The organism is Novosphingobium mississippiense, assembly GCF_044029535.1.
Taxonomy (GTDB): domain Bacteria; phylum Pseudomonadota; class Alphaproteobacteria; order Sphingomonadales; family Sphingomonadaceae; genus Novosphingobium.
Genome location: NZ_CP147001.1, coordinates 648,652 through 670,070, shown reverse-complemented (window position 1 = coordinate 670,070; position 21,419 = coordinate 648,652). Strand labels below are relative to the sequence as shown.

The 21,419-nt window shown below is 61.0% G+C and carries 24 protein-coding genes, 1 tRNA gene and 1 pseudogene; 9 read left to right on the top strand and 17 right to left on the bottom strand.

The features are described 5' to 3' along the window. The first annotated feature begins 250 nt into the window (after window positions 1–250). On the top strand, window positions 251–565 hold the full coding sequence (locus WBP06_RS03155; RefSeq protein ID WP_395331773.1) for a hypothetical protein: 315 nt from the start codon (window positions 251–253) through the stop codon (window positions 563–565). Window positions 566–858: 293 nt separating this feature from the next. Here WBP06_RS03155 and WBP06_RS03150 read toward each other — a convergent pair whose 3' ends face one another. Next, entirely contained in the window at window positions 859–1,719 is an 861-nt protein-coding gene (locus WBP06_RS03150) for an N-formylglutamate amidohydrolase (RefSeq protein WP_395331771.1), read from the bottom strand. Between the two features lie 14 nt (window positions 1,720–1,733). Between WBP06_RS03150 and WBP06_RS03145 the strand changes: the two genes are divergently transcribed. Together WBP06_RS03145 and WBP06_RS03140 are read left to right on the top strand one after the other, a co-directional pair. After that, on the top strand, window positions 1,734–2,672 hold the full coding sequence (locus tag WBP06_RS03145; RefSeq protein ID WP_395331769.1) for a transglutaminase N-terminal domain-containing protein: 939 nt from the start codon (window positions 1,734–1,736) through the stop codon (window positions 2,670–2,672). A gap of 5 nt (window positions 2,673–2,677) precedes the next feature. Next, on the top strand, window positions 2,678–3,493 hold the full coding sequence (locus WBP06_RS03140; protein ID WP_395331767.1) for a transglutaminase family protein: 816 nt from the start codon (window positions 2,678–2,680) through the stop codon (window positions 3,491–3,493). Between the two features lie 600 nt (window positions 3,494–4,093). Here WBP06_RS03140 and WBP06_RS03135 read toward each other — a convergent pair. Next, window positions 4,094–4,453, bottom strand: a pseudogene (locus WBP06_RS03135) (DNA polymerase IV); the annotation flags it as partial. Window positions 4,454–4,595: 142 nt separating this feature from the next. Here WBP06_RS03135 and WBP06_RS03130 point away from each other — a divergent pair. Then, the gene (locus WBP06_RS03130; protein WP_395331765.1) at window positions 4,596–5,171 is read left to right on the top strand and encodes a hypothetical protein; all 576 of its coding nucleotides are present in this window, start codon (window positions 4,596–4,598) and stop codon (window positions 5,169–5,171) included. A gap of 172 nt (window positions 5,172–5,343) precedes the next feature. Then, window positions 5,344–5,568: a hypothetical protein gene (locus WBP06_RS03125; protein WP_395331763.1), complete on the top strand. Its 225-nt coding sequence runs from the start codon at window positions 5,344–5,346 to the stop codon at window positions 5,566–5,568. 263 nt (window positions 5,569–5,831) lie between these two features. Here the strand turns inward: WBP06_RS03125 and WBP06_RS03120 are convergent, their stop codons facing one another. The 4 genes from WBP06_RS03120 to WBP06_RS03105 are packed head-to-tail and all read right to left on the bottom strand — an operon-like array spanning window position 5,832 to window position 7,952. Next, window positions 5,832–6,473 (bottom strand): hypothetical protein, encoded by a 642-nt coding sequence (locus WBP06_RS03120; protein ID WP_395331761.1) that lies wholly within the window; start codon window positions 6,471–6,473, stop codon window positions 5,832–5,834. Between the two features lie 54 nt (window positions 6,474–6,527). Continuing rightward, window positions 6,528–7,253 carry a DUF1214 domain-containing protein gene (locus tag WBP06_RS03115; protein WP_395331759.1) on the bottom strand — a complete coding sequence of 242 codons (726 nt, stop codon included), beginning with the start codon at window positions 7,251–7,253 and terminating at the stop codon, window positions 6,528–6,530. Beyond that, entirely contained in the window at window positions 7,225–7,407 is a 183-nt protein-coding gene (locus tag WBP06_RS03110; RefSeq protein WP_395331757.1) for a hypothetical protein, read from the bottom strand. The genes WBP06_RS03115 and WBP06_RS03110 overlap by 29 nt, the downstream gene beginning before the upstream one ends. Next, the gene (locus WBP06_RS03105) at window positions 7,401–7,952 is read right to left on the bottom strand and encodes a DUF1254 domain-containing protein (RefSeq protein ID WP_395331755.1); all 552 of its coding nucleotides are present in this window, start codon (window positions 7,950–7,952) and stop codon (window positions 7,401–7,403) included. Before WBP06_RS03105 ends, WBP06_RS03110 begins: the two co-directional genes overlap by 7 nt. A 170-nt stretch (window positions 7,953–8,122) precedes the next feature. Here WBP06_RS03105 and WBP06_RS03100 point away from each other — a divergent pair, with 170 nt between their 5' ends. Together WBP06_RS03100 and WBP06_RS03095 are read left to right on the top strand one after the other, a co-directional pair. After that, on the top strand, window positions 8,123–10,447 hold the full coding sequence (locus WBP06_RS03100; RefSeq protein ID WP_395331753.1) for an arylsulfatase: 2,325 nt from the start codon (window positions 8,123–8,125) through the stop codon (window positions 10,445–10,447). A gap of 200 nt (window positions 10,448–10,647) precedes the next feature. Next, window positions 10,648–11,118 carry a hypothetical protein gene (locus tag WBP06_RS03095; RefSeq protein ID WP_395331751.1) on the top strand — a complete coding sequence of 157 codons (471 nt, stop codon included), beginning with the start codon at window positions 10,648–10,650 and terminating at the stop codon, window positions 11,116–11,118. 810 nt (window positions 11,119–11,928) lie between these two features. Here the strand turns inward: WBP06_RS03095 and WBP06_RS03090 are convergent. Beyond that, entirely contained in the window at window positions 11,929–12,330 is a 402-nt protein-coding gene (locus WBP06_RS03090; protein ID WP_395334008.1) for a helix-turn-helix transcriptional regulator, read from the bottom strand. Between the two features lie 378 nt (window positions 12,331–12,708). Next, window positions 12,709–13,290: a hypothetical protein gene (locus WBP06_RS03085; RefSeq protein WP_395331749.1), complete on the bottom strand. Its 582-nt coding sequence runs from the start codon at window positions 13,288–13,290 to the stop codon at window positions 12,709–12,711. 319 nt (window positions 13,291–13,609) lie between these two features. Between WBP06_RS03085 and WBP06_RS03080 the strand changes: the two genes are divergently transcribed. Then, the gene (locus WBP06_RS03080) at window positions 13,610–13,774 is read left to right on the top strand and encodes a hypothetical protein (protein WP_395331747.1); all 165 of its coding nucleotides are present in this window, start codon (window positions 13,610–13,612) and stop codon (window positions 13,772–13,774) included. 169 nt (window positions 13,775–13,943) lie between these two features. Here WBP06_RS03080 and WBP06_RS03075 read toward each other — a convergent pair whose 3' ends face one another. The 7 genes from WBP06_RS03075 to WBP06_RS03045 form a co-directional block, all read right to left on the bottom strand. Then, window positions 13,944–14,168 (bottom strand): conjugal transfer protein TraD, encoded by a 225-nt coding sequence (locus WBP06_RS03075; RefSeq protein ID WP_395331745.1) that lies wholly within the window; start codon window positions 14,166–14,168, stop codon window positions 13,944–13,946. A gap of 9 nt (window positions 14,169–14,177) precedes the next feature. Then, window positions 14,178–14,516 carry a conjugal transfer protein TraD gene (locus WBP06_RS03070; RefSeq protein ID WP_395331743.1) on the bottom strand — a complete coding sequence of 113 codons (339 nt, stop codon included), beginning with the start codon at window positions 14,514–14,516 and terminating at the stop codon, window positions 14,178–14,180. Between the two features lie 326 nt (window positions 14,517–14,842). Continuing rightward, on the bottom strand, window positions 14,843–15,172 hold the full coding sequence (locus tag WBP06_RS03065) for a LuxR C-terminal-related transcriptional regulator (protein ID WP_395331741.1): 330 nt from the start codon (window positions 15,170–15,172) through the stop codon (window positions 14,843–14,845). A gap of 99 nt (window positions 15,173–15,271) precedes the next feature. Beyond that, on the bottom strand, window positions 15,272–15,352 hold the full coding sequence (locus WBP06_RS03060; protein ID WP_395334006.1) for a hypothetical protein: 81 nt from the start codon (window positions 15,350–15,352) through the stop codon (window positions 15,272–15,274). 451 nt (window positions 15,353–15,803) lie between these two features. Continuing rightward, window positions 15,804–17,090: a tyrosine-type recombinase/integrase gene (locus WBP06_RS03055; RefSeq protein ID WP_395331739.1), complete on the bottom strand. Its 1,287-nt coding sequence runs from the start codon at window positions 17,088–17,090 to the stop codon at window positions 15,804–15,806. Between the two features lie 220 nt (window positions 17,091–17,310). Then, a tRNA-Gln gene (locus tag WBP06_RS03050) sits at window positions 17,311–17,385 on the bottom strand. A 23-nt stretch (window positions 17,386–17,408) separates the two neighbouring features. After that, window positions 17,409–18,569, bottom strand: a complete 1,161-nt coding sequence (locus WBP06_RS03045; RefSeq protein ID WP_395331737.1) for a glycoside hydrolase family 76 protein — start codon at window positions 18,567–18,569, stop codon at window positions 17,409–17,411. A gap of 230 nt (window positions 18,570–18,799) precedes the next feature. Here WBP06_RS03045 and WBP06_RS03040 point away from each other — a divergent pair, with 230 nt between their 5' ends. After that, window positions 18,800–19,711, top strand: a complete 912-nt coding sequence (locus WBP06_RS03040) for an SMP-30/gluconolactonase/LRE family protein (protein WP_395331735.1) — start codon at window positions 18,800–18,802, stop codon at window positions 19,709–19,711. Here WBP06_RS03040 and WBP06_RS03035 read toward each other — a convergent pair. Both WBP06_RS03035 and WBP06_RS03030 read right to left on the bottom strand, forming a co-directional pair. Then, the gene (locus WBP06_RS03035; protein WP_395331733.1) at window positions 19,708–20,217 is read right to left on the bottom strand and encodes a nuclear transport factor 2 family protein; all 510 of its coding nucleotides are present in this window, start codon (window positions 20,215–20,217) and stop codon (window positions 19,708–19,710) included. The two genes, WBP06_RS03040 and WBP06_RS03035, sit on opposite strands and share 4 nt — an antisense overlap. 13 nt (window positions 20,218–20,230) lie before the next feature. Beyond that, on the bottom strand, window positions 20,231–21,409 hold the full coding sequence (locus tag WBP06_RS03030; protein ID WP_395331731.1) for a MaoC family dehydratase N-terminal domain-containing protein: 1,179 nt from the start codon (window positions 21,407–21,409) through the stop codon (window positions 20,231–20,233). Window positions 21,410–21,419: the final 10 nt, after the last annotated feature.

The following is a 21,419-nucleotide window of genomic DNA, read 5'->3' as shown; positions in this document are numbered from 1 at the left end:
CTCCTTCTTGCCCAGAACTGCGCACAGCCACGTTCAAAATCATCAATTGCGAAGAAGAATCCCCGGTTCGCCAGGGCATGGGCAATGCGAAACGGGAAGCCTTTCCAGCATCCGATGCTAACGCTTTGGGAGTTGAAGGTAGGTCTCTGGCAGGAACTGGCCGCCCCTTCCTTCTCTTTCAAATATGGCTTTATGCGTAACCGGATGACATTCTTGCCGTTCGGATCGTATCAAATGGCGAGTTGCGCTTATGGCATACGGCTTAGATCCTGAACGGCAGGCCCAGGTTGAACTCTTTCAGGCCGTGCAAGCCTTGGGATCAAAAGCGTTTATCCGTAGTGCTTATAATGCATGGCGCGTGCGTGAAGTTGTTCTGCACGTCGTATCCCCTCGGGTCGAACTCGATGTGATGCTGACCGAAAGATCGCTTGGAGAGAATGCGCTGATAGTGAGTGTTTCGGAAAAGGGAATGTTTGGAAGGTCGCTGGTATCCATCGAGGTCGAAAGCCTTGTAGGAAAGGTGGATATTGTGGCTGAAGAAGTGCGACGTTGGCTTTTGGGCTAGCGTTTGCCGCAGCCGGTGCCTTCTCCCTCATTGGCTATCATGTGAACTTGCCCGACTATATCGGCCCCGAATGGCCAACGAGAATGGCGTCTTCGAGTTCGAGAGCATCGATCACAGCGGCCAGATCGTCGGCGAGCGTGTCCGTGTCCTAGCCGCTTACGGGCTAATCCGAGCGGCCGTGGCCACGCCCACGCCGCTTCGCCGCCCCCAGGATGCGATCGGGGCGGCGGCGTGCAAATCATCGAGGACGCGCTACGGAACGTAGGATTGATGCGATGACGGTCACCCCCGCGTCAGGATTTGCCAGTCCGCCCGTCGTCCCCTCGAATGCTTTCATCTCCAAGAGCAGGAAATTCTTGCGCTGACCTGTGACGCATCGGCGAAATTCCCGCGGCCCGTCGCGCCGCTTTGGCCAGAAGTGATGCCCAGGCTTCTTGTGTGGGCTGGCTGTCGATAAGATCCTGTCGCACCTCGATCTCGGCATAGTTGAGATTTCGCGGGAACGCATGGAACGGGACGGTGTAGTCGGTCTCATCCATGCGATAGGGAACATTGTCACCAACGACCAGGTCTGCCTGCTCGGCGAGTGCATTGCGCAGACCATGGGCAAATTGCGTGCGACCCGAACCATGCAATATCCCCACCTCCCAAGGCCGAGTTAGCCCGTCCATTTCGGGCGTGAAGCTATGCAGCGACAGTAGAATCGTCTGTTCGCCGGCAGTGCGCCGGGCATCGAGGAGTGACGCGATCGCGGCATGATAGGGCCCATGAATCGCGGCGGTCCGGGCATCGCGCTCCCGATCTGCAAGATGCCGGTTGCCGGGAATGGGGGTTCCATCCGAAACCTCAGGGATAGCGTCGGGCCGAGCAGGCAGACGATTGCAGTCGATGACGAGGCGCGAATAGACCTGATACAGGAATGGCGCGTCCAGCAGGAGAGCCATAGCCTGGCCAAGGCCGAACACGCCGATGTCGATCGCTATGTGGCGTTGCAGGTCATCGGCGTGCATGCCGAGTGATGCCAGGGCGCGGGGAACGGCTGATCCCGCGTGGTCGCCGATCAACAGGAACGGTGAGGCTCCGTGTGCGTTGAAAACACCAAATGGCGCGGGATCTTCCGGACCCAGCACGCTCTCAGAAATGAGCCCGGTCAACAGGAAGTCCGTTCATGCCGTTGCTGACAATCCATCACACAACGCTGTATCGCTACCAACAACCCGTTTCGCTTGGTGAACATCGCATCATGATGCGGCCACGGGAAGGATTTGACCAGCGATTGCTGTTCGCGCGCCTGATCATCGACCCTGAGCCCAGTGAACTGCGATGGCTGCATGACGTCTTCGGCAATTCGGTCGCAGTCGCCTCGTTCGAGCGCCGCACCGCGCGACTTACGATCACCAGCGAGACAACGCTGGAGCATGCACCGCTCTCCCAGACGCAGGTGGACGTCGAGAACTATGCGCGTCTGTTTCCATTTACCTATTCAGCGGAGGACATGCCCGACCTTCTGCGATCGATTGAGCGGCAGCACCTCGACCCCGAGCGCATCGTCGACAATTGGGCCCGCGCATTCCTCAATAACGACGCAAGCACCGGGACTATTCCCCTGCTGACTAAGATCGCGACCAGCATCAAGCGAGACTTCACCTATGTCCCGCGTCACGAAAAGGGGACCCAGTCCCCGATCGAGACGTTGAAGCAGCGTCAGGGGACCTGCCGCGATTTCGCGGTGCTGATGATCGAGGCGGTCCGCGCGCTCGGCTTCGCGGCACGGTTCGTCTCCGGCTACGTCTACAATCCATCGCGGTCCGAGGGCGTGGTCGGCGGCGGCAACACCCATGCCTGGGTCCGCATCTTCCTACCCGGTTCCGGTTGGGTCGAGTTCGACCCCACCAACGGCATCGTCGGCAATCGCGGCCTCATCCGCGTCGCCGTGGCGCGCGATCCTTACCAGGCGCTGCCGCTGTCGGGTACGTGGTTCGGCCTGCCGGCCAGCTTCCTCGGCATGGATGTAACGGTCGACGTTCACCGGGCCGATCCCGACCAGTTCCCTTCAACCGGCCATGGTGCCGTAAACAGCCGCCGCACCGGCGCTACAGGAAAATGACACCCATGCTGATCCGCTGTGGCTATGATATCCGATTTGAAACTGAAACGAAGACCGCGATGATGGCGATGCTTAGCCTTCATCCATCACGCCACCAGGACCTGCGCACGGCCCAGCGCCTTTTGGCCTACCCTGATATCCCGCTCTATCAGTTCGAGGACGGCTTCGGGAACGTCGCTACGCGCCTCGGCATACCGTCCGGCGGCGTGACCCTGTCATGTGATTTCGTCATTGAGGACAACGGCGAGCCGGATATGCGCCCGGCCAATCGCCCGCAGCTGCCCGTCGAGGATCTGCCCGATTTCGTCATGCCTTTCCTGCTGGGCAGCCGCTATTGCGAAACCGACCGCCTCATGGACGTGGCCTGGAGCAACTTCGGCCACTACACCAATGCTCGCGACCGCGTGGACGCGATCGTCGAATTCGTTCACCGCCATCTCGAGTTCGGTTACCACTACGCCCGGCCCGACAAGACCGCCTGGAACGGTTATCAGGAGCGGCAGGGCGTGTGCCGCGATTTTGCGCACCTAGCCATCACGCTCTGTCGCTGCATGAACCTTCCCGCCCGCTACTGCACCGGTTACCTGGGTGACATCGGGGTGCCACCCGTCGATGCGCCGATGGACTTCAGCGCCTGGTTCGACGTATATATCGACGGCAGCTGGTATACTTACGACGCTCGCCACAACACACCGCGGATCGGCCGTATCCTAATGGCGCGAGGACGCGATGCGACCGACGTCGCTTTGACGACGGCATTCGGTCAGGCGAACCTGGTGCGGTTCGAAGTCCATACCGACGAGATACAGTCCGCTGAATGATCAACTGGTGTACCCGTTTCGGGGTCACCGAGACGGTCCAAACGGCGCGCCGCCGTTTGCGCAAGATCGGTCCAAGGATTTCGTGCCCGCATTCAAAGTCGCAACCGAACATGATTCGGCGCAAGGGCCGCTCTCCTAAGGACAGTACCATGGCTTCTAAGCCGGGAGCTGGCTGTCACTTCCTGGTCAAAATGGGCTAGCGACGGATGTCGGACACCGTAAACCTTATCCGTCCATTCCTGGCGAAGCCGGACATTCCGACCCTCGCTCGGGAATGGCAGCGCTTCGTCCTCAACCCCCGTCACTTGAAATTCCGCCCCTTCCCGACGCTGAAGCTGCCCCTCGATGCCGAGCATGCGAGCACCCATGACGATCCGCCGATTCTCCTCGAACATTCGGCCAGACGATCAGGTTCGCAATGCCGGTCTGGTCCTCGATGGTAATGAACAGCACGCCCTTGGCAGAGCCCGGTCGCTGACGAACAAGCACAAGGCCCGCCAAAGAAATGTATCGGCCGTCGCGCGCGGCCTCAAGCGCAGCACACGGCAGGACTTTCCACGCCGCCAGTTCCTCGCGCAGGAATGCAACCGGGTGCCGGCGCAACCCCCGGCGATTGCCGGTGACGTCGAGATAGGCCTCGTCGAGCGGGAGCGGCTGGATGAGATCGGTATAATCGGCAAAGATCGCATGGATTTGCCGCGATACCTCCTTGTAGACGTCGAAGCGCGGCGGCACGAAGATCAGGTGCGGGCAGCGGCGCAGCGCGGTTACGGACGGCAAGGCGGAGCGAATCTCAAAGGCGCGCGCTTCGTAGCTTGCCGCGGCGACAACACCGCGCGCGGCCGGGTATCCGACCGCTACAGGCTTACCGCGAAGCTCGGGATTGTCGCGCTGTTCGACCGACGCGAAGAACGCGTCCATGTCGACGTGAATGATCTTCCTTGCCGCGGAATCGGCCATGGGCTGACCCTTACGTCAAAAAAGAACATTAAGTGAACACAATTTGAGAAAAGGGATGCCTTGCAATTGATTTCGCCTTCACGGATCGTCATCGTATGGAACGATTACCGCCGTGACCCGCTCCTTAATCAGGAGATCGCCGATGGCTGCCAAACTGAGAGTTTTCCGAACGGCTGTCGGTTTCCACGATGCCTATGTCGCTGCGCCCAGTCAGAAAGCCGCGCTCACGGCCTGGGGCGCAGACAGCAATCTTTTCGCCAGTGGATTTGCCGAGCGGGTCGATGATCCAGCGCTGACGAAGGCTCCGCTCGAAAGTCCCGGCATGGTTATCAAAGTTCCGCGGGGCACCACCGCAGAGCACTTGTCCTCGCTTGCTGATGCCCCTCGCAAACCGTCATCCAGGCACTCGGCCCCGGCGGCCGGGGATAAGCCGGCCCCACAACGGCGCCCAAAACCTGCTCCACCGCCAGAGCCAAAACGTCCTCCGCCACGACCGAGCAGGACCAAGCTCGAAGAAGCTGACGAAGCTCTCGCCCGACACGACCGTGACATTGAAGTGGAAATGGCGGCCCTTGAAGCAGAGCAAACGCGAATTTCGGAAAAGATTTCTGCCCGGCGCGCAGCGGCCGGTCGTCGCCGCGCCAAACTCGCCAGCCGCCGCGATCAGGCTTGCAAAGCCTATGAGGCAGCCATGGCGCGTTGGCGCGAGGCGATTTGAGGTATGAATTGGCTCCGACATGAACACGAGTTCGGCAAGCATAGCCCGAAATGTGTAGGAGCATTACGCCAAGGGGAGTACTGTATCCCCATCGTCAGCCCTGAACGGCCTGCTGGCGCCTGAGAGACATCCGATCGTTGCGTGCTCCCGCCCATTACCGAGGAGCACAGTCATGCATCGCTTCACCATCGTGCCCGTAGACACGTCCTATCAATTAGTCGAGATAATCGCTCTGGACGCCGGCGCTGTTCTTCCCCTCATCGAGCGGCTCGGTTGCGGCGAGGTCCATGTGCATCGCGATCGCACTTATATTTTCTCGGCTCAGCCCAACGGAACCGGCCTCTGGTCGATCTTCCGGCAGACGGATGCGGTCGCGATGCCCGCCCCCGCTGGATAATCAAGTGCGGTCGCGTTTAAGCTGATGAAAGCCCGTCAGGCTCGTTCGTATCCGCCCACCAGCGCTCCCAAAAACTGGGCGGACGCGATTTCACGGAATGTAACCATGTGAAGCAACACCGAGTGCATTTCTTGCATTTGCGAGACCGGCTTTCGGAACACATATGCCGGGGGCCTTTCAGGCATCCTCTCCCAAAAAACTTCCCAAGCCGGCCCATGTGGTCGGCTTTTTTTTGGCCCTCCGCTGATGAGGGCCTGAGCACTTCAGCCAAACAACCCGTGCAGGAACCAGCCCTGCCCGCCGGTTGCCAGATCCATGCCGTCACCCTGCCGGAACACCCAGTAGCGCGCGCCCGTCTCATCCTCGACCAGGAAATAGTCCCGCACACTGAGCCACTCTGCCTCGCTCAAATGCCATTCGCCATAGATGCGCTCGGGTCCATCGGCACGCATCACGCGCCGCCTGACACCACGCCACACAAAATGGACCGGCGGATGGTCGGGCAGAAGCGCCACCGTCTCGATCGTCTCGGGTCGCGGCAAAAGCGCCGGGCGAGCGTCGCAAGCTTGCGAAACGTGTCTGGCTCCAGGCGAAGCGCTGCCGTCGACAGGTCCGCTATTGCATCTGCCAGTTCGAGCGGATCGATAACGCGAAGCGGGCGAGCGCATGGGCCGCCTCATAAGTCGGGGCACAGACCGCCCTTCCCGCCGTCTCGACATCGGCGAGCGCCGCAGCACGTCTCTCAGGAGGCCGGCGGCACCACCATGAGTATGGGTGACTCCGGTCACGTCCAGCATCAGCCCATCCGGCGGATCGAGTGCAATCATCGGCGAGCAGCGGCGCAGCGACCACAGGGCGAGCTTTTCCAGGGCCTCGGCATCGGCACTGGGCTCGGCATCGATCATGACGAGATCCGGCACCAGCGGCCCACGCCTGGGAAGGGAAAATCGGATTCCGGATCAACTGGCGCTGACGTTCAATTCGCAAGTTCGAAATCGCCGGGTTTCCAACTGCCGTCGAACGCCCCCTGCTTCAGGACCATAGATGCGGAAATAGACGAACCAGCCTTTGCCAGGTGTGGTTTTGATCCACCGGGCATCGCCGGCGGAGGGAGCTTGTGGACCGAACCACAGGTCCACGCTATCGCCCGAGACGTCCTTCAACTCGAACATAGAACGTAGCGCAGCCTTGTTCTGATCGGTCCGGATCTGGCTGCGCGTGTCGGTCTCATAGACGGTAACCGACCAGAAAAGCCGTCCTGGCACGGGCAGCGGCACCGCCAGCCTGTAGTTCTTTCCGCCGTCGAGATAGGCGCCGTCCTTGTCCCTCAGGCCGAGCCAGTAGAGCGAGCCGGCCTGGGCATCGCGTCGAAACATCGCGGGCGAGGCCCCGATCGCCTGGAAAAACCACTTCTCGCGCGCTTCAATATCCGTGTGGAAAGCGGTGTTGAAGTCGCCGTCCTCAAAACGAAGGCTCGCCCATTCCCATTTGCGGTCGGCCCACGGAAAACGGTCGGGACGACGGTCGGCAAATGACTGGACGCGCATCTGGTCGTTGGCGATCTGCGCGGCGCGGGTGAGAATGTCCTTCATCCGCACGTCGGGCGCAAAGGGCTTGCCCTTCTCGATGCCGAGCGCGGCCAGTTCGCCGTACTCGTTATGGTAGCCCCTGATAGGCCGGCTCATGGTCGACGGTCTCGTGCAGCACCTCCCAAAAGTGAAAGTCCCGTTCGTAGGCAATCGGCGTCCCGTCCTGCCGCACACCGGTGAGGTCGATCCACTCGGGCTCGCTCCATTCGGTCGCCGGATCGAGCGGGTAGACTTTGATAGTGGTCAGCAAGCGTTTGGCGCCTTCCACATCGCCTCCCACGGGCAGTGCACGGGCTCCGATAACCTGGAGGTTGCTGCTCGCCTCATGAATGTAGAAGCTACCGTCTGAGGGAAGCTCGCCCTGGTAAGCGGGGGCACAAGGATATGCTTCCCGCCCTTGCCTCCGTCCGGTCCGGGTAGGCCCATGTCGGCGACCCAACGCTGGTTGACGTCGATCGAGCAGACGATCAGCGGTCCCGGCTGAAGCTCGATCACCAGCGGACCGACCCCGAGGTCCAGCAGCAACGGGCCGTACGGCGTGTCGTTGTTGGTCGTATAGAGGACTTGCTCAGGCCCGGAATGCATCGTGCCGAACACCTTGTTGGGCACAAGTCCGCAATCCAGATCCCCCTTCACGATCGCTGCGCCGACCACAGTTGGATAGAAAAAGCGATAGGCCGTGACCGCGCGGCTCAGGTCGGCCGCATCATAGGCGCGCTGCGCGTTTTCCGGATCGGGAAATCCGAGGCGGAAAAGGACATCGCTCGCATTCGTTGAAGCGCTGGCATCGGCCATGAGACTTGCTCCTCCAGAAGATGGCGAGATTGCGCGATGGCTTGGAGGGCCTCCATTGGGATTGTCCCTAGGTCCACGTGGGGGAAGCCCCTCGATCCCGGGGTTACCCCCGATGGCAGGCGTCTCGAGCGAGCCATATGCTGACTCTCATTTCAATGGAGAGGTGACTTATGCCACGGCCATTCCAGGGACGCGTTGAGCTGGACATTCGCGATTCGCAGGCGGACTGGGATGCCTACCTGGACGCGAAGGCGCCCGAAGGCGCGCCCAATGTGCTCGTCATCCTCTACGACGACACCGGCCAGGCGGCCTGGTCGCCCTACGGTGGCGGTATCCAGATGCCGACGATGGACAAGTTGGCCAGGAACGGCCTCACGTACTCCCAATGGCACACAACGGCAGTCTGTTCGCCCACGCGGTCCTGCTTCCTGACCGGACGGAACCACCATTCCAACGGCTTTGGCACCATTTCGGAAGCAGCCACCGGTTTCCCCGGCTACAACGGCCACATCCCGCTAGAGAATGGCACAATCGCCCATATCCTGCGCGATGCGGGATGGAGTACATTCTGGATCGGCAAGAACCATAACGTGCCCGTCGATGCCTTCAGCATCGGGGCCTCGAAGAAGCGCTGGCCGCTGGGCCTTGGATATGATCGGTTTTACGGCTTCATCGGCGGCGAAACGAACCAGTGGTATCCTGAACTGATCGAGGACAATCACTTCGTCGAGCAACCCTACCAGCCCGAGGAAGGCTATCATTTCTCGAAGGACATTGCCGACAAGGCGATCACGTTCATACGCGATACCAAGCAGTCCGACCCCGAAAAGCCCTGGTATATGTGGTATTGCCCGGGCGCGAACCACGCGCCGCACCATGCCCCGCAAGACTACATCGACAAGTACCGGGGCAAGTTCGACGACGGCTATGAGGCCTATCGCGAATGGGTGCTGGCAAGAATGATCGAGCGCGGCATCCTGCCCGCAGACACGGAGCTGACGCCGATAAACCCATTACCGGAAGGCGTGTTGCCCGAGGCGGACAGCGTAAGCCCGTGGGATAGCCTGAGCGATGACGAGAAGAAACTTTTTGCCCGCATGGCGGAGGTCTACGCCGCCTTTTCCGAATACACCGACGTGCAGATCGGGCGCGTGATCGACTATCTGGAGGAATCCGGCCAGCTCGAGAACACGCTGATCTTCTATTGCGCGGACAACGGCGCCTCCGGGGAAGGAAGCCCCAACGGATCGGTCAACGAAAACCGCTTCTTCAACGGTTATCCCGACGATCTCGAAAGCAATATGGCGATGATCGACAAGCTGGGATCGCCGGACACTTACAATCATTATCCCACAGGCTGGGCGGTCGCCTTCTCCACGCCCTATCGCATGTTCAAGCGCTATGCCTCCTACAGCGGGGGAACATGCGATCCCCTGGTCATCCACTGGCCCAAGGGCATCGCGGCCAAGGGCGAGATCCGCCACCAGTATCACCATTGCACGGACATCGTGCCCACCATCCTGGAATGCTGCGGCGTCCCGATGCCCGAGGCCCTCGACGGCGTGAAGCAAGCGCCGCTGGCCGGTGTTTCGATGCGCTACAGCTTCGATGACACGTCGGCCCCCACCACCAAGGAGACGCAATACTACGAGATGTGCGGCACGCGGGGCATCTGGCACAAGGGCTGGAAGGCTGCTGCTGAACATGGGCCGCTTCCATCCGACCAAGGCCATTTCGACAAGGACCGCTGGCAGCTGTTCAACACCGAAGAGGATCGCTCAGAAGCACGCGACCTTGCCGATCAGCACCCCGAAAAACTCAAGGAATTGCAGGAGCTTTGGCTAGAGGAAGCCCGGAAGCACGATGTGCTGCCGCTCATAGATCTGGGCGTCGTTACCATGCACGCAGCGGAGTATCACGCTGCCCCACTCAAGAGTGGCCGGTATGTCTACTATCCCGGCACGACCGAAGTGCCCGAGGCCTCGGCAGCCCGCACGCTGGGAGCATCGTGGAAGGCCCTCGCCGAGGTCGAGTTCACGCCTGACAGCAAGGGTGTGATCTTTGCGCAGGGATCGCGCTTCGGCGGCTATTCCTTGTTCGTGAAAGGCGGCAAGCTGATCTTCAGCTACAATTTCCTCGGCATCCCGCCCGAGCAGCGCTTGATCAGCGATGCGCCGGCGGATGGAAAACACATCGTCGGGGTCGAGTTCATCAAGGAAGGCCATGGCCAGTATGCCGAGGCGACCGGCAAGATGACGCTCTACCTTGATGACAAGGTTACCGCGCAGGAAAACTTCCGCACCCAGTCCGGGCGCTACGCGCTATGCGGTGAAGGTCTCGCGATCGGCCGCGATGCGGGAGATGCGGTCAGCAGCGAATATGGTGCGGGCTTCGATTTCGTCGGCGGGAAAATCGAGAAAGTTATCTTCGACATCGCGGATGACCACTATCTCGATGTCGAGCAGCACCTCGCCGCGGCGTTTGCAAGAGACTGATGCGCAGGTAATGCGAGGGGCGTGAAGTACGAAATCACTGGTCCGCTCGGGGCGGCGGCGAACTTTCATTGCACGATGTGTCGCAACCAGACACCTAAGCAGTCGGCCGCCTAAACCCACTCGCGCGTATAGCCGGGTCCATAGCCCTCCCCGGCATCTTCATCCATGAACCTGCCATTCCCGCCTACATGACGTCCGGCATGATGAAGAAGGTGATCTCGATCCCGGTCTGGGATCCGGTGCGCGAATGGCGTGACTCGCACGACCTCACCAGGCTGGAGGACGAGGTAAAGCGGCTGGACCTGATCGTCCGGGTGGAGGAGGTCGAAAACCTGCGCGGCATTTGCAGCGGCGCGCTGGTCGTCATCACCAAGTCACTCGCCGCGTCTGCAAAAACACAAGGGCTGCTGCTCGCAAATACGGAGGCCCTCAAGTTAAGACCGACCATGTGTACAAATCAGCACACAAGGTCGCATCTCAATTGTGTCGTTACAGAATTGATAATCTTTCTCGGAAGTAGTCTTATTGCCTTGATCGCGATGATGTTTTGCGCAATTGTGCGACCGCGACCCGAGGGGACGACGACTACGTGTCCCTATTACCTAACCCGGACTGGCAGTGCTGGTCCGGGTTATTTTTTGGTTACAGAGATCAACGAGTTTCTCCTATGAAACTGATCGCTTCATGTCCGAAAAGTAATTTCACGTTGCTGGCTGCACGCGCTATGGATCGGGCAACACCCCTCGGGTCGCACCAAGGGGGCGCCGGTGAGAACTAAGTTCCGCCGGCGCCAGGTCTCACAGGTTAAAGCGGTAAGGCGCGGGGCCGCGTGCCGGCGGCGTCCCGTATCGGGAATGCTCCGCCCAGATCGACGCGGTCGCCCCGCACATGCGCGAGGTCGAGGTCTACGTTGATACGGATGTTGCGTTTATCATCTTCGGCGAGCCGCTGAGCGGCGGTCGGAACCCGAGGTTCGCAACGAGATCCTGAAGGGGTCGCACGTGGGCATCTGGTCGGCCGACTTCATTGAGCGTGACACGGCCGCTCTCGGTTGAGTCGGACGGGCTCGCCGTGCCAAGCTGCGCCCTAATCCTTGATAGCGTCACCCTTTTCCGCGATGGACCGCGAGCCGGTCCGACTATCCAAGCTTGTCCGGCCGTGAGCTACCTATTCGTTGCGGGGGCGACTATGGCATTCCTCGGCAAGTGCTCCGTTCCGGGGTGCATCAGGCGCGGAAATCTGCGCAACGGCTATTGCGAGCCGCATAATGACCGCGTGCGGAAATATGGCACCCCGTACGCTGGGGTGACTTTCGCGGCGTTCCCCTTGCGTGGCTGAAGAATCGCCGCAGCTACAGAGGTGACGATTGCCTGCTCTGGCCGTTCGGTCTCAGAGCCGAAGGTTTCGGCGTCGTGCACGTCGACGGCCGAAACGAGTATTGCCACCGGGTCATGTGCGAGTGGAAGCATGGCCCGGCCCCGTCACGGAATTACGACGCCAGGCAGAGCTGCGAGAACGGACGCAAGGGCTGCGTCAATCCCAACCACCTCGGTTGGGCGCCTCGAACCGATCGTCGCCGGGCGCCCGCAGGCACGGTAAAGCAGCGGCGGAGAACATCCCCAGACGTGACAACGGATAACTTTCTCCTCCGCCGGGCCCGACGTGCAGTAGCGCGCGAGGTTTAAGCATGCCGCTATCGGCGCCAAGGCGCACGCCGCCTGCTTCAAGAACGAGATGGGGCTGTTTATCCATTCGGTCATGGCGCTCTCGCGCCACCCGCAGCAGCGCTCGGCAATGCGAACCTGCTTCGGGAAGTCCCAGACTGGATCTTGCGGTAGAGGGTCGCGCGCGAAAGGAAAGGCCCGTGCGATCGAGAACGTCATTGAGGCGAACGAAGCGAACAAAGGGAGCAATGTTCATGTGGCATGTCCTCCGGTTTTCGTGAGGTGGACTGGCCGGCCATGAGCAAGATTGGGCTAAATCAAGCCCGGTGCAAGGGCGCAGAACAGCGCTAAACAGCGCGGAACGTACGAGATTCCTCTCCGTGCACCGTAGTGAACCTTGGCGGCACTCTCCGGACACTCAAAAAGTTGCCGCCGGGAGCCCGCGACCGGCGGTTCGGTCTCAGGTCGTCTCAGAGCGCGGCCTGCATGCGTCGTGCGCGAGCAATGCCGCGATGTCGGCAGCGCGAATCACGCCGCACATCGACGGTGGATCGCTCCGTGCGGCCGTCGTTCAGATTGCCGCCGTGTGCCGTCCGCTCAGGATCGCATAGACCGCTCTCGAGAACGGGCATGGCCCGTCACGTGGCAGACGTGATCGATCAGCGCGCCGACGAGCCCTCGGATCTGGTCCGGGGTGAAGCCGCCGTCATCGAGAACCTTGTCGTCGACCAGACGCGTCTTGTTCCATTTCCAGTACGGTGACAGCATCTGCATCAGCCGCGCGGTCTCGGCGCAATCGTAGCCGAAGCCGGTGACGTTGGCGTAAGCCAGCGACCGGTCGACATGGAGCCCGACATGACGCGCGCACCAGCTATCGGGAAAGCCGACATCGAGCAGGTGCGAGGACAGCGCCAGCTGGGTGACGATCCCCGAAGTGTAGAGGAAATAGTGCCAGTCGAAGGGCGCGTCGGGCGCAAGCGAGCGCATGAACTCTTCGGCCCTTCTGGAGCGCGCGCGGCTGAGGCTGCGACCCTGTTGGGTGCGCAGCAATCGGACCGGCTCAGCGCCGTAGATTTTCCAGAGCGCAGCGAGCGCGGAATTGTCATCGGGCAAGGAAGCAAGCGCCGCAGAGACAGCGGCGATTTCATCGGGTGAAGCAGCAGGAACACAAACGTCCATTGGCACCTCCGGGTCCGCATCAAGGCGGGTTGGCGGAAGGCTCGAGACAACTTGCGGACCGGTCCCGAACTCCCGCACGCTAACGCGCGGGAGCCGCCGGAGCTGGTAACATGCAAGTGACATGCGCCGCCGCCTTTCACCCGAAGGTTTGGACATGCGCGACGGCACCCCGGAAAACTGTGTTTTCCGAGCTTGTTTCACTTGCGGGATTACCAGTCCCGGCGCTGCCCTTTGCGCAGCGCCCTGGCAGGATAACAGACGGGAATCCTTACGCCAAGGGCGTGCGAAGCGATCGGAAATCAAGACTGGAAAGCCGCAGATGAAGGCCAACAAGCCCGGCACCGCTCACGCCTGCTACGTCAAAGCGTTGCGCGACCGGGAAATGAACATCGCCCGCCATGCGGAGCAGGCGTACGAGCAATTCGCCGCGCAGTGGGAGGTAAGGTCAAAGGTGCGCGGACGCTCCAAACCGGCAGGACTGTAAAAAGGCGGCCTGATGGAACTCGCAGCCGGGGTTCCACTCTTCGCCACGGAGTCGTCCGCGCACCGACTATATAGCACAATTTTGCGAGGCCAGTATCGTCCATTTCATCCGTCCGCGTCGGACGCAGAACAACAAAACCGTCCCTGCCGATTTTTTGACTGCGGCTAGCTCACTCTCGATCCACGCCAGCAGGTTCTTGAGCGAACGCCCGCATGCCGCGCCGCCGCCATAGCGCCAGTGTTTGTTCGCGATCTTCGCCGCGCAACCTGGCCGCCGCTTCGACGAGCAGTCCGAGGATCACCGCACGGTCATCCTCGGTCAGTTCCACCAGCTCAGCCTTCGCGACAAGCCCGCCCAGCTCGATAAGCTGGCGGGGCGCCGCTTCACTTGCCACGCGCGGGCATCATGTCACGCCTGGCTCGCCAAGTGGCAATTGCGCGCTGCCTGGTTCCGCCGCAGCGCTGCCCAAGTTGCTGCGAGGTTCGCTGCCAGCTCCTGCGCGAGCGACTTTGCTTTCCGCTGAAAAGAACGCGGCACCTCTCCCTCGCCACGCTTCCTTTCTCGCCGCGTCGGTGGTGGTGACGGCGTCGAGCAAAGCGCCGGCCAGCACCTCGGCGGAAAGAGCATCGGCACCTGTCGCGTTCACCAGTTCTCCGAGCTGGCTGGTCTTGCGGGTTTTGAGTTGCCGCGCCTTGTCGGTGAGTGCCTTGAGTTCGGCGTCATAGTCACGGGGTTTGCGCATCGTCCGTCCTTTCGTTGTTCGAGGCGGACGGTTCAGCTATCGGGAGTCTCAGCGCCGAACAATAGCGTGAAATCTCTCGGGATTTCGGTTCCCGAGTGCGATGAAATCGGTCGAGGGCACGGCTATGCCGTCACGCCACAAGGCCCAAGGCATGACCGTGGACCGGGTGCAGGCGCCGGCCACGCTGCGGCATCTCCGTATTTCCTTTCAAAGGCCAAATTTCTACCACATCTCCACGCTGCTTCAACTTGCGGCATTTCCAGCCCTGCGGATTGCACTCAGTTAAAATTAATAACGTCGATACACGACCCACAAGAGTTGAATAATCAAACACTTACCAGGCTGTTTCTGACCGCATATCGCACCAATTGCGCGCCAGATATCAAATTTAATTTACTCATAACTGCAGCCCCATGGCTTTCAACTGTCTTTGTGCTTATTCCAATATGGCACGCCACCTGCTTGTTTATTTTCCCTTCGGATATCAATTGAACAATTTCTCGTTCGCGCGGCGTCAATGCCGACTGCGCGCATCCTTGCTCGTCAGTGAGCTTTTCGGCCAGAGTGCCCGAGATCGACGATGACAGGTACGGCTTACCAAGAGAAACTCTCTTCACCGCGGCGACTAATTCTTCGCAATCATCGCTCTTAAGCACGATACTTCGAGCACCTGATCTAATGTAATCGATTATTAAATCGTCTTTGTAACATGAAGTGTAGGAAATCACCCTGCAGTTCGGCAGATTTTCTCGAATTCACCTCGTTAAATCCAGGCCATTCAGTGTCGGCATCGCGTGTTCGAGAATAATAATGTCAGGAGCTAATTCCTGCGCCATTTGCAACGCTTGATGACCGTCACTCGCCTCGGCCACTATGTCCGCCCCCCCCATGGCCGGATAATATATCTCGCACACCTAGCCGAAGGACTTCATACGGGTCTGCGAGCAGAATTCGTGCCAATCGTTGAGCCATAAGCCACCGTGAAAATTTCAATAGTTCAGGACGATTATGGCAACCCGTATTCGTTCCACACTACCTAAGGGATTGGAGTAGGGGTACTCCATCGGTAAAAACCCTGACAGGGTTAGTGGTGCCCAAATCCTGAACGCCGTAAGCATTTGCCCGAGGATAGATTTTCGATTCCCACGCAACCTTCAGCATCTCCCGAAGGATCGTTCGTCAAAGGAAACGAACCTCTGCCGAACAGGGTCAATCGCTGCATCTTCGCCGATTCACGCCATTAAACTGTCGACCATCAGCTATACCAAGCATTGGCAATGCCAGGCCTCACCAATCGGTCTGGAACCAGGCGAGCATCTTTTCCTGCTTGCGCGAGGTGGTCTTGTATCCCTCGAGGACGAGCGGTGCGGCCTCCTCGGCAGAATCCAGATACTGCGCCCACCACCCCATCATCTTGCGGCGATGTGAAAGATACCGCGCCGAATTATACACCCCCCTGACGCCACGGGGCATATGGGCCAGTTGCATCTCGATCCAGTCGGGCATGAAAAGACCCGATTCGTTCAGCACCGTGCTTGCGAGTGACCGGAACCCGTGGACGGTTGCTTTCCCGCGCAGGCCCATGCGGTACATGACATCGAGCATGCGGTTCTCGCTGATGACGTCAGAACGCGATCCAGCAACTGGAAAGAGAAATTTTCCGAGCCTTTCGTTGCCGGCTTTGCCAAAGGGATTGGCATCGCGGATCTGGCGGAGCAGATCCACAGCCTGCGGTGGTAATGGCACCAGATGTTCGGACCGCATTTTCATGCGCTCGGCCGGTATCCGCCAGATCGGCTCATCGCCACCCAGGCCCTCGAACTCGGTCCATTGCGCGAATCGGGTCTCTTGTGTGCGAACCATGGTCAGGATGGTCCAGCGAAGAGCCAGATGGCTCAGGCGTGAGCCTTCATCGGCATTGAGGCGGGCAAAGAATTCGGGGAGATCCTTGATTTCAATTTTGGCGCGGTGGCGGACCGGCGGCGGCTTGATCATTGCGGCAGACAAGTCGCGGCACGGATCGCTTTCGCAGCGCCCATCCGGGATGCCGAAACGGAATATCTCGCTGCAGTGGTTCTTGATGCGATGCGCCATTTCGTAGGAGCCGCGAGCCTCGATGACGCGCAAGGCTTCCAGCATCGTACGAGGCAGGATCGAGCGGACCGGTTTGTTGCCGATGACGGGAAGGATATCGTTCTTGAGGCGCCCTTCGATCAACCGCGCATAGCGGGGCGACCATGCCGGCCGGCGGGCCTCGATCCATTCGCGCGTGAGCATTTCAAACGTTGTCTTGTCGGCGGCGACCTGAAACTTCGCCTCCTTCTTATGAGCAATGGGATCGATGCCTTTTGCGACAAGATCCTTCATCTCTTCGCCCCAGACGCGGGCGCGGTGCAGGCTCACGGCGGGATATTCCCCGCCATCGACGGTCTTCTGCTTGCCATCGAAGCGATAGGCCAGACGCCATCGCTTTTTTCCGCTCGGCATGGCGACGATATGCAGGCCGCCGCCGTCGGATTTCTTGATCGGCTTGTCGCGGGCAGCGAGGGTGGTGAGCAATTGATCGGTCAGCATGGTCGGCACTCCGGCTTTGCCGTCGCGGATCCGAATCCTGCCTGGTCCAGTTTTCTGCCTTCGAGACCTGTTTTTACCAACAGGATGACCAACAAGTCGCATGAAACTGTCTGATCGGAATGGCTCCGGGCTGGGACAGAATATGCGAAATAAGTCTTTGAAAACAGGATTTTTTACTGAGACCCCTTGGGACCTTGTTGGTCAAAATGGGTCAAAATATTGGCTGGGGCGGCAGGATTCGAACCTGCGAATGCCGGTACCAAAAACCGGTGCCTTACCACTTGGCGACGCCCCAGCAGGGATTGCGCGCTTAGCGGGTTAGCGGCGCGGTGAAAAGAGGCTTTGAGAGAAGTTTTCCGCAGGATCCTTCGCGGCCGGTATTTCCTTCCCGGCAACCTGTGCGTCGCGATGGGGCAAGGGCATGCCGGTCCCCGCCAGCATCATGGCGATTCCCGAGGTCTGCGCCGCCGCGCTAGCTGGCAGGGTTCCGTCCAGCGACCAGTCGCTGCCGATCGCCCGCGTGCCGGATGCGCTGGATCGCCACACTGCATCGGCGTTGCGCCGAACCCAGTCGGTCAATTCGCTGCGTTCAGGGCCCGGAGCCATATCGTCCAGCAGATGGCCGAGGTGAAAGGCGAACACGCCCTTGAAGATCAGCCCGTCCGACCCGATTGGAACGGGCTCTCGCAAGATGCCCTCCGGCGTCGAAAGGCCGCGCGCGGCGGCGATGGCCGTCTTCACCGCAACGGCGCGATAGCGGGCATCGCCGGTGATCGTCGTCAGATCGGTCAGTCCGCCCAGCAGCACGCCCTGGTTATAAGTGAAGTACGGCTGGCCGTTGTTGCGGCAATTGGCATCCAGCCCGTCGTTCACCAGGCCATCCGGGCCGATCATCGACGAGTGTTCGAACCAGTTCCAGGTCCGCAGCGCCCAATCGCGGTAGCCCTGCTCTCCCGTTGCGAGGAATAGCTGGCTGGAGGCATAGAGCAGGAGTTCGTTGGTGATCGCGTTCTTGTAGGTCCGCGCCGGATTCCACCACAAGCCGCCCCCGCAGCGATCGTCCCAATATGTACCGACGAGTTGCTTATAGGTAGTCGCAGCGTAGTCCAGCAGCGCCGGATCGCGATCGTCCTGCCAGGCGTGGATGTTGGCGATGACGGCCCACAAGGCATCGTCGTTCAGATAGAGCCCGGTTCGGTTGCGAACGGCAGCACCGACCTTCTCGTGCAATCGGCGGTCGCCGGTCCGTCGCTGATAATCCAGCAAGGCATCGACCACGACGAAGCGCTGCCAGGCCTCGATCCCGTTCCAATCGGCAGGCTTGCCCCATTGCGCATCCAGATAGTCGACCGCCGTGCGCGCGCGGGCCGGCCATGCTGTCTCCTGAGCCTGGGCGGGAGCCCCCGTCTGCGCAAATGCAGGCACTGTCGCCTGTGCCAGAAGCAGCCCGGGCAACAGGGCCAGAAGCGCGCGCCGCATCCCGAAAACAGCCCCTGCCCGCATCAGCCTTCGTAACCCGAACACGTCAATCCAAAATCCCGTAATCGCGGAGCGCACCGATCATCGCCGCAGCCACGCCTCCATAACAGACCCGTGCCGATCTGGGAGCCCATACCCTTCGAAAACGCGGATCGCCGTGGCGCTGCCCGCCTGCTTGACTTGCGGCACCCCCGCCAACAGACCCGGTAAAGACAATGCGGGAGCGGATCGTGGACGAAAACCTGGCCGACCGGGCAGTGCCGGTGTGCAACGCCATCGCGGCAGGCATCTATCTGGAAGGACTGGCCTTCGATCATGACCGCGACGCGATCTGGTACAGCGATGTGATCGGCGGCGGCATCCATGGCGTGCGGCCGGATGGGACCGCAATTGCCACGCTCAACCCCGCGCGCATGTGGACCGGCGGGGTGATGATGAACGCCGACGGCTGCGTCCTGTCCAGCGGGCAAGGCGGGATCATGTGGAACGATCCGGTCTCCGGCAGATCGGGCTGGTTGATCGATACGCTGGGCCAGCAGCCCGTGAACGGCATCAACGAGATGGTTTCGGACGGTGCCGGCGGCATTCTGTTCGGCACAATCGACATCGCCAGCGTGATCGCCGGAACGACGCCGGAAACCACCGAAATCTATCGACTGACGGCAGACCGGCACCTCGTTCGCGTTGCCGACGGCATCGGCTTTTCGAACGGCGTGATGTTCGATCCCGCCCGTCGCCACCTCTATTGCAACGACACCTTCCGGGGCACCTGGAGGTTCGATCTTGCCGCCGACTTTTCCGTTACGGACCGTCGCCTGCTGCTGGAGAAGGAGGATGCCGACGGCATGGCGTTGGACAGCGCGGGCAACCTCTGGCTGACCGGCTTCCGATCCCGCCACCTGACCTGCCTAGATCCGGACGGCGCCGAACTGGCGCGCCTCGACATGGAGAAGGGATCGATTACCCAGTTGCGCTTTGGCGGGCCCGACATGCGCGATCTCTATTTTAACTCGGTGCCGGCCGATGGCGGAGATACGCTGAAGGAAGGCGGCGAGATCACCGCGCGCAACTCCCACCTCTACCGCACCCGCGCGCCGGTGGCGGGGATGCGGCTGGAACCGGCTCGTTTCGTGCTGGGCTAGGGCGTTCGATTGGCCAGGAGGCCGATCCTCCCGCCCTCCACCTCCTTGTGCAGCGCCACGAGATCCAGCTTGAATTCAAGGTCTTCACTGGGCGTTTGCACGCGCGGGTTGCCGGTCCAGTAGATCACCCGGCAGGTGCGCCGCGCGATGCGCCAGCCTGCTTCGGTTCGGCTCCATTCGTCATCGTAGTAACCGCTGCCGTCCCACACCGGCGGGTCGCCTGCCGCATGGCGGATCAGCCGCCACTGGCCGTAAGTCATGGAAAAGGCGCGATCTTCCTCCACGCGGACGAGGTGATTGCTCATCATGTGCTGCGTCGCGTCGAACAGCGCGTGAAACGCACCGAAGGCGTCCTTGAAGGCACCTAGCGCGTTCCAGCAGGAACCGGGGCCGTAATCGACCGCACAATCGGGCGTGAAGATCTGATCGAACAGATCCCAGCGCCGGGTATCCATGGCGAGCCCGTAGAGGTTCAGCCGTTCGACGATGTCGTCCCGGTCCGCCATGGTCCCCTCTCCCTTACAGCGGCAGCGAGACGGTGGCGGTGCCCTTCAGGATCGTCGACCCGTCCTGCGTCGTCATCCGCGTCTCCACCGTGACCACCGGCATCCCGAATTCGCTGGTCTCCTGCTTGTCGACCACGGTGGCGTCCACATAGGTCACGTCGCCCTCGAAAGCGGGGCTGCGGAACTGCGTCTTGGAGTGCCAGATATAGCCCTGATGCCCTGCCCAATAGGCCACCGTGTCGAGATGCCAGGCGTTCATCGACGCGCCGTAGCCATAGGCGCCGCCCATGCCGACCTTCTCCGCCTTTTCGGGGTTGATGTGGCCGGAACTGGGGCCGTGGAACAGGCCGTCCGCCTGGCGCGGATCGATCTTGCGCGCTTCGAAATCGTAGGTCATGTCGCCGCCGAAGCCGGCGTCTTCCTGCGCGGGATCATGGATGCCCTCAGGCGCGTTCCAGCGCCAGGTGCCCCAGACGTTCTGGCGATGCGCGCGGCATTCCAGCGCGAACGTCACGCGGCTGTGCGGCCCGATCACGCGGCGCTGGAGTGCATCGCCCACGTTCACCGCGCTCCAGCGCGGCGAGATTCCCTCGCGGCCGGACTTGATCCAGTCCAGCCGGACTTTCGCCACTTCGTCCAGCTCCGCCTTGGTCCACAGCTTCGGCGTGCGGTTCTCCTTGTCGTAGACCTTGCGCTTGTTCGCCTCTTCCACGAGGTAGCGGATCGAGGTCGCCCGCTCCTTGGCGACCAGCGCGCCGTGCTGGTTGCGGTGCACGGTATCGCCATCGGCGAACATCGTCGGCCCGGCGAAGCCCGTTTCGGCAATGCGATAGCCGGCGAACGTGCGTTCCTGCGTCAGTTTGTCCCCGGGGCGGACGGGGTTGCCGTAGAACCACCATTCCTCCCCCGCGAAGATCAGGTGCGATCCCGGAATCTTGCCCACGCACGAAGGATGGCAACCGTGCCCGTAGTCCATCGCCACCGCAAAGCTCTGCGGCGCGACGATGCCACCGAACGTGCTGGAACGGGCAAAATTCTCGTCCCAATGCAGGGGGTTGGCATAGTCCATCGCCTGCACCCAGCGGCGGATGTCGGTCGCATTGCAGGGGTCCCAGAACTCCGCGAAGATAACGGGCTTGCCCACCCACTTGTCGACATCGCTGGTGTCCAGCACCACATCCCCTTCGGCCATTGCACTCTCT

Bases quoted from the DNA above. Each gene is read 5' to 3' on its own strand.
- WBP06_RS03100 (WP_395331753.1), top strand. From the start codon at position 8,123: ATGCCACGGCCATTCCAGGGACGCGTTGAGCTGGACATTCGCGATTCG.
- WBP06_RS03060 (WP_395334006.1), bottom strand. From the start codon at position 15,352: ATGGCGCAGGAATTAGCTCCTGACATTATTATTCTCGAACACGCGATG.
- WBP06_RS03120 (WP_395331761.1), bottom strand. From the start codon at position 6,473: ATGATCGATGCCGAGCCCAGTGCCGATGCCGAGGCCCTGGAAAAGCTC.
- WBP06_RS03125 (WP_395331763.1), top strand. From the start codon at position 5,344: ATGCATCGCTTCACCATCGTGCCCGTAGACACGTCCTATCAATTAGTC.
- WBP06_RS03085 (WP_395331749.1), bottom strand. From the start codon at position 13,290: ATGGACGTTTGTGTTCCTGCTGCTTCACCCGATGAAATCGCCGCTGTC.
- WBP06_RS03030 (WP_395331731.1), bottom strand. From the start codon at position 21,409: ATGGCCGAAGGGGATGTGGTGCTGGACACCAGCGATGTCGACAAGTGG.
- WBP06_RS03155 (WP_395331773.1), top strand. From the start codon at position 251: ATGGCATACGGCTTAGATCCTGAACGGCAGGCCCAGGTTGAACTCTTT.
- WBP06_RS03045 (WP_395331737.1), bottom strand. From the start codon at position 18,569: ATGCGGCGCGCGCTTCTGGCCCTGTTGCCCGGGCTGCTTCTGGCACAG.
- WBP06_RS03140 (WP_395331767.1), top strand. From the start codon at position 2,678: ATGCTGATCCGCTGTGGCTATGATATCCGATTTGAAACTGAAACGAAG.
- WBP06_RS03115 (WP_395331759.1), bottom strand. From the start codon at position 7,253: ATGAGCCGGCCTATCAGGGGCTACCATAACGAGTACGGCGAACTGGCC.
- WBP06_RS03105 (WP_395331755.1), bottom strand. From the start codon at position 7,952: ATGGCCGATGCCAGCGCTTCAACGAATGCGAGCGATGTCCTTTTCCGC.
- WBP06_RS03130 (WP_395331765.1), top strand. From the start codon at position 4,596: ATGGCTGCCAAACTGAGAGTTTTCCGAACGGCTGTCGGTTTCCACGAT.
- WBP06_RS03145 (WP_395331769.1), top strand. From the start codon at position 1,734: ATGCCGTTGCTGACAATCCATCACACAACGCTGTATCGCTACCAACAA.
- WBP06_RS03055 (WP_395331739.1), bottom strand. From the start codon at position 17,090: ATGCTGACCGATCAATTGCTCACCACCCTCGCTGCCCGCGACAAGCCG.
- WBP06_RS03070 (WP_395331743.1), bottom strand. From the start codon at position 14,516: ATGCGCAAACCCCGTGACTATGACGCCGAACTCAAGGCACTCACCGAC.
- WBP06_RS03035 (WP_395331733.1), bottom strand. From the start codon at position 20,217: ATGGCGGACCGGGACGACATCGTCGAACGGCTGAACCTCTACGGGCTC.
- WBP06_RS03090 (WP_395334008.1), bottom strand. From the start codon at position 12,330: ATGACGTTCTCGATCGCACGGGCCTTTCCTTTCGCGCGCGACCCTCTA.
- WBP06_RS03095 (WP_395331751.1), top strand. From the start codon at position 10,648: ATGATGAAGAAGGTGATCTCGATCCCGGTCTGGGATCCGGTGCGCGAA.
- WBP06_RS03080 (WP_395331747.1), top strand. From the start codon at position 13,610: ATGAAGGCCAACAAGCCCGGCACCGCTCACGCCTGCTACGTCAAAGCG.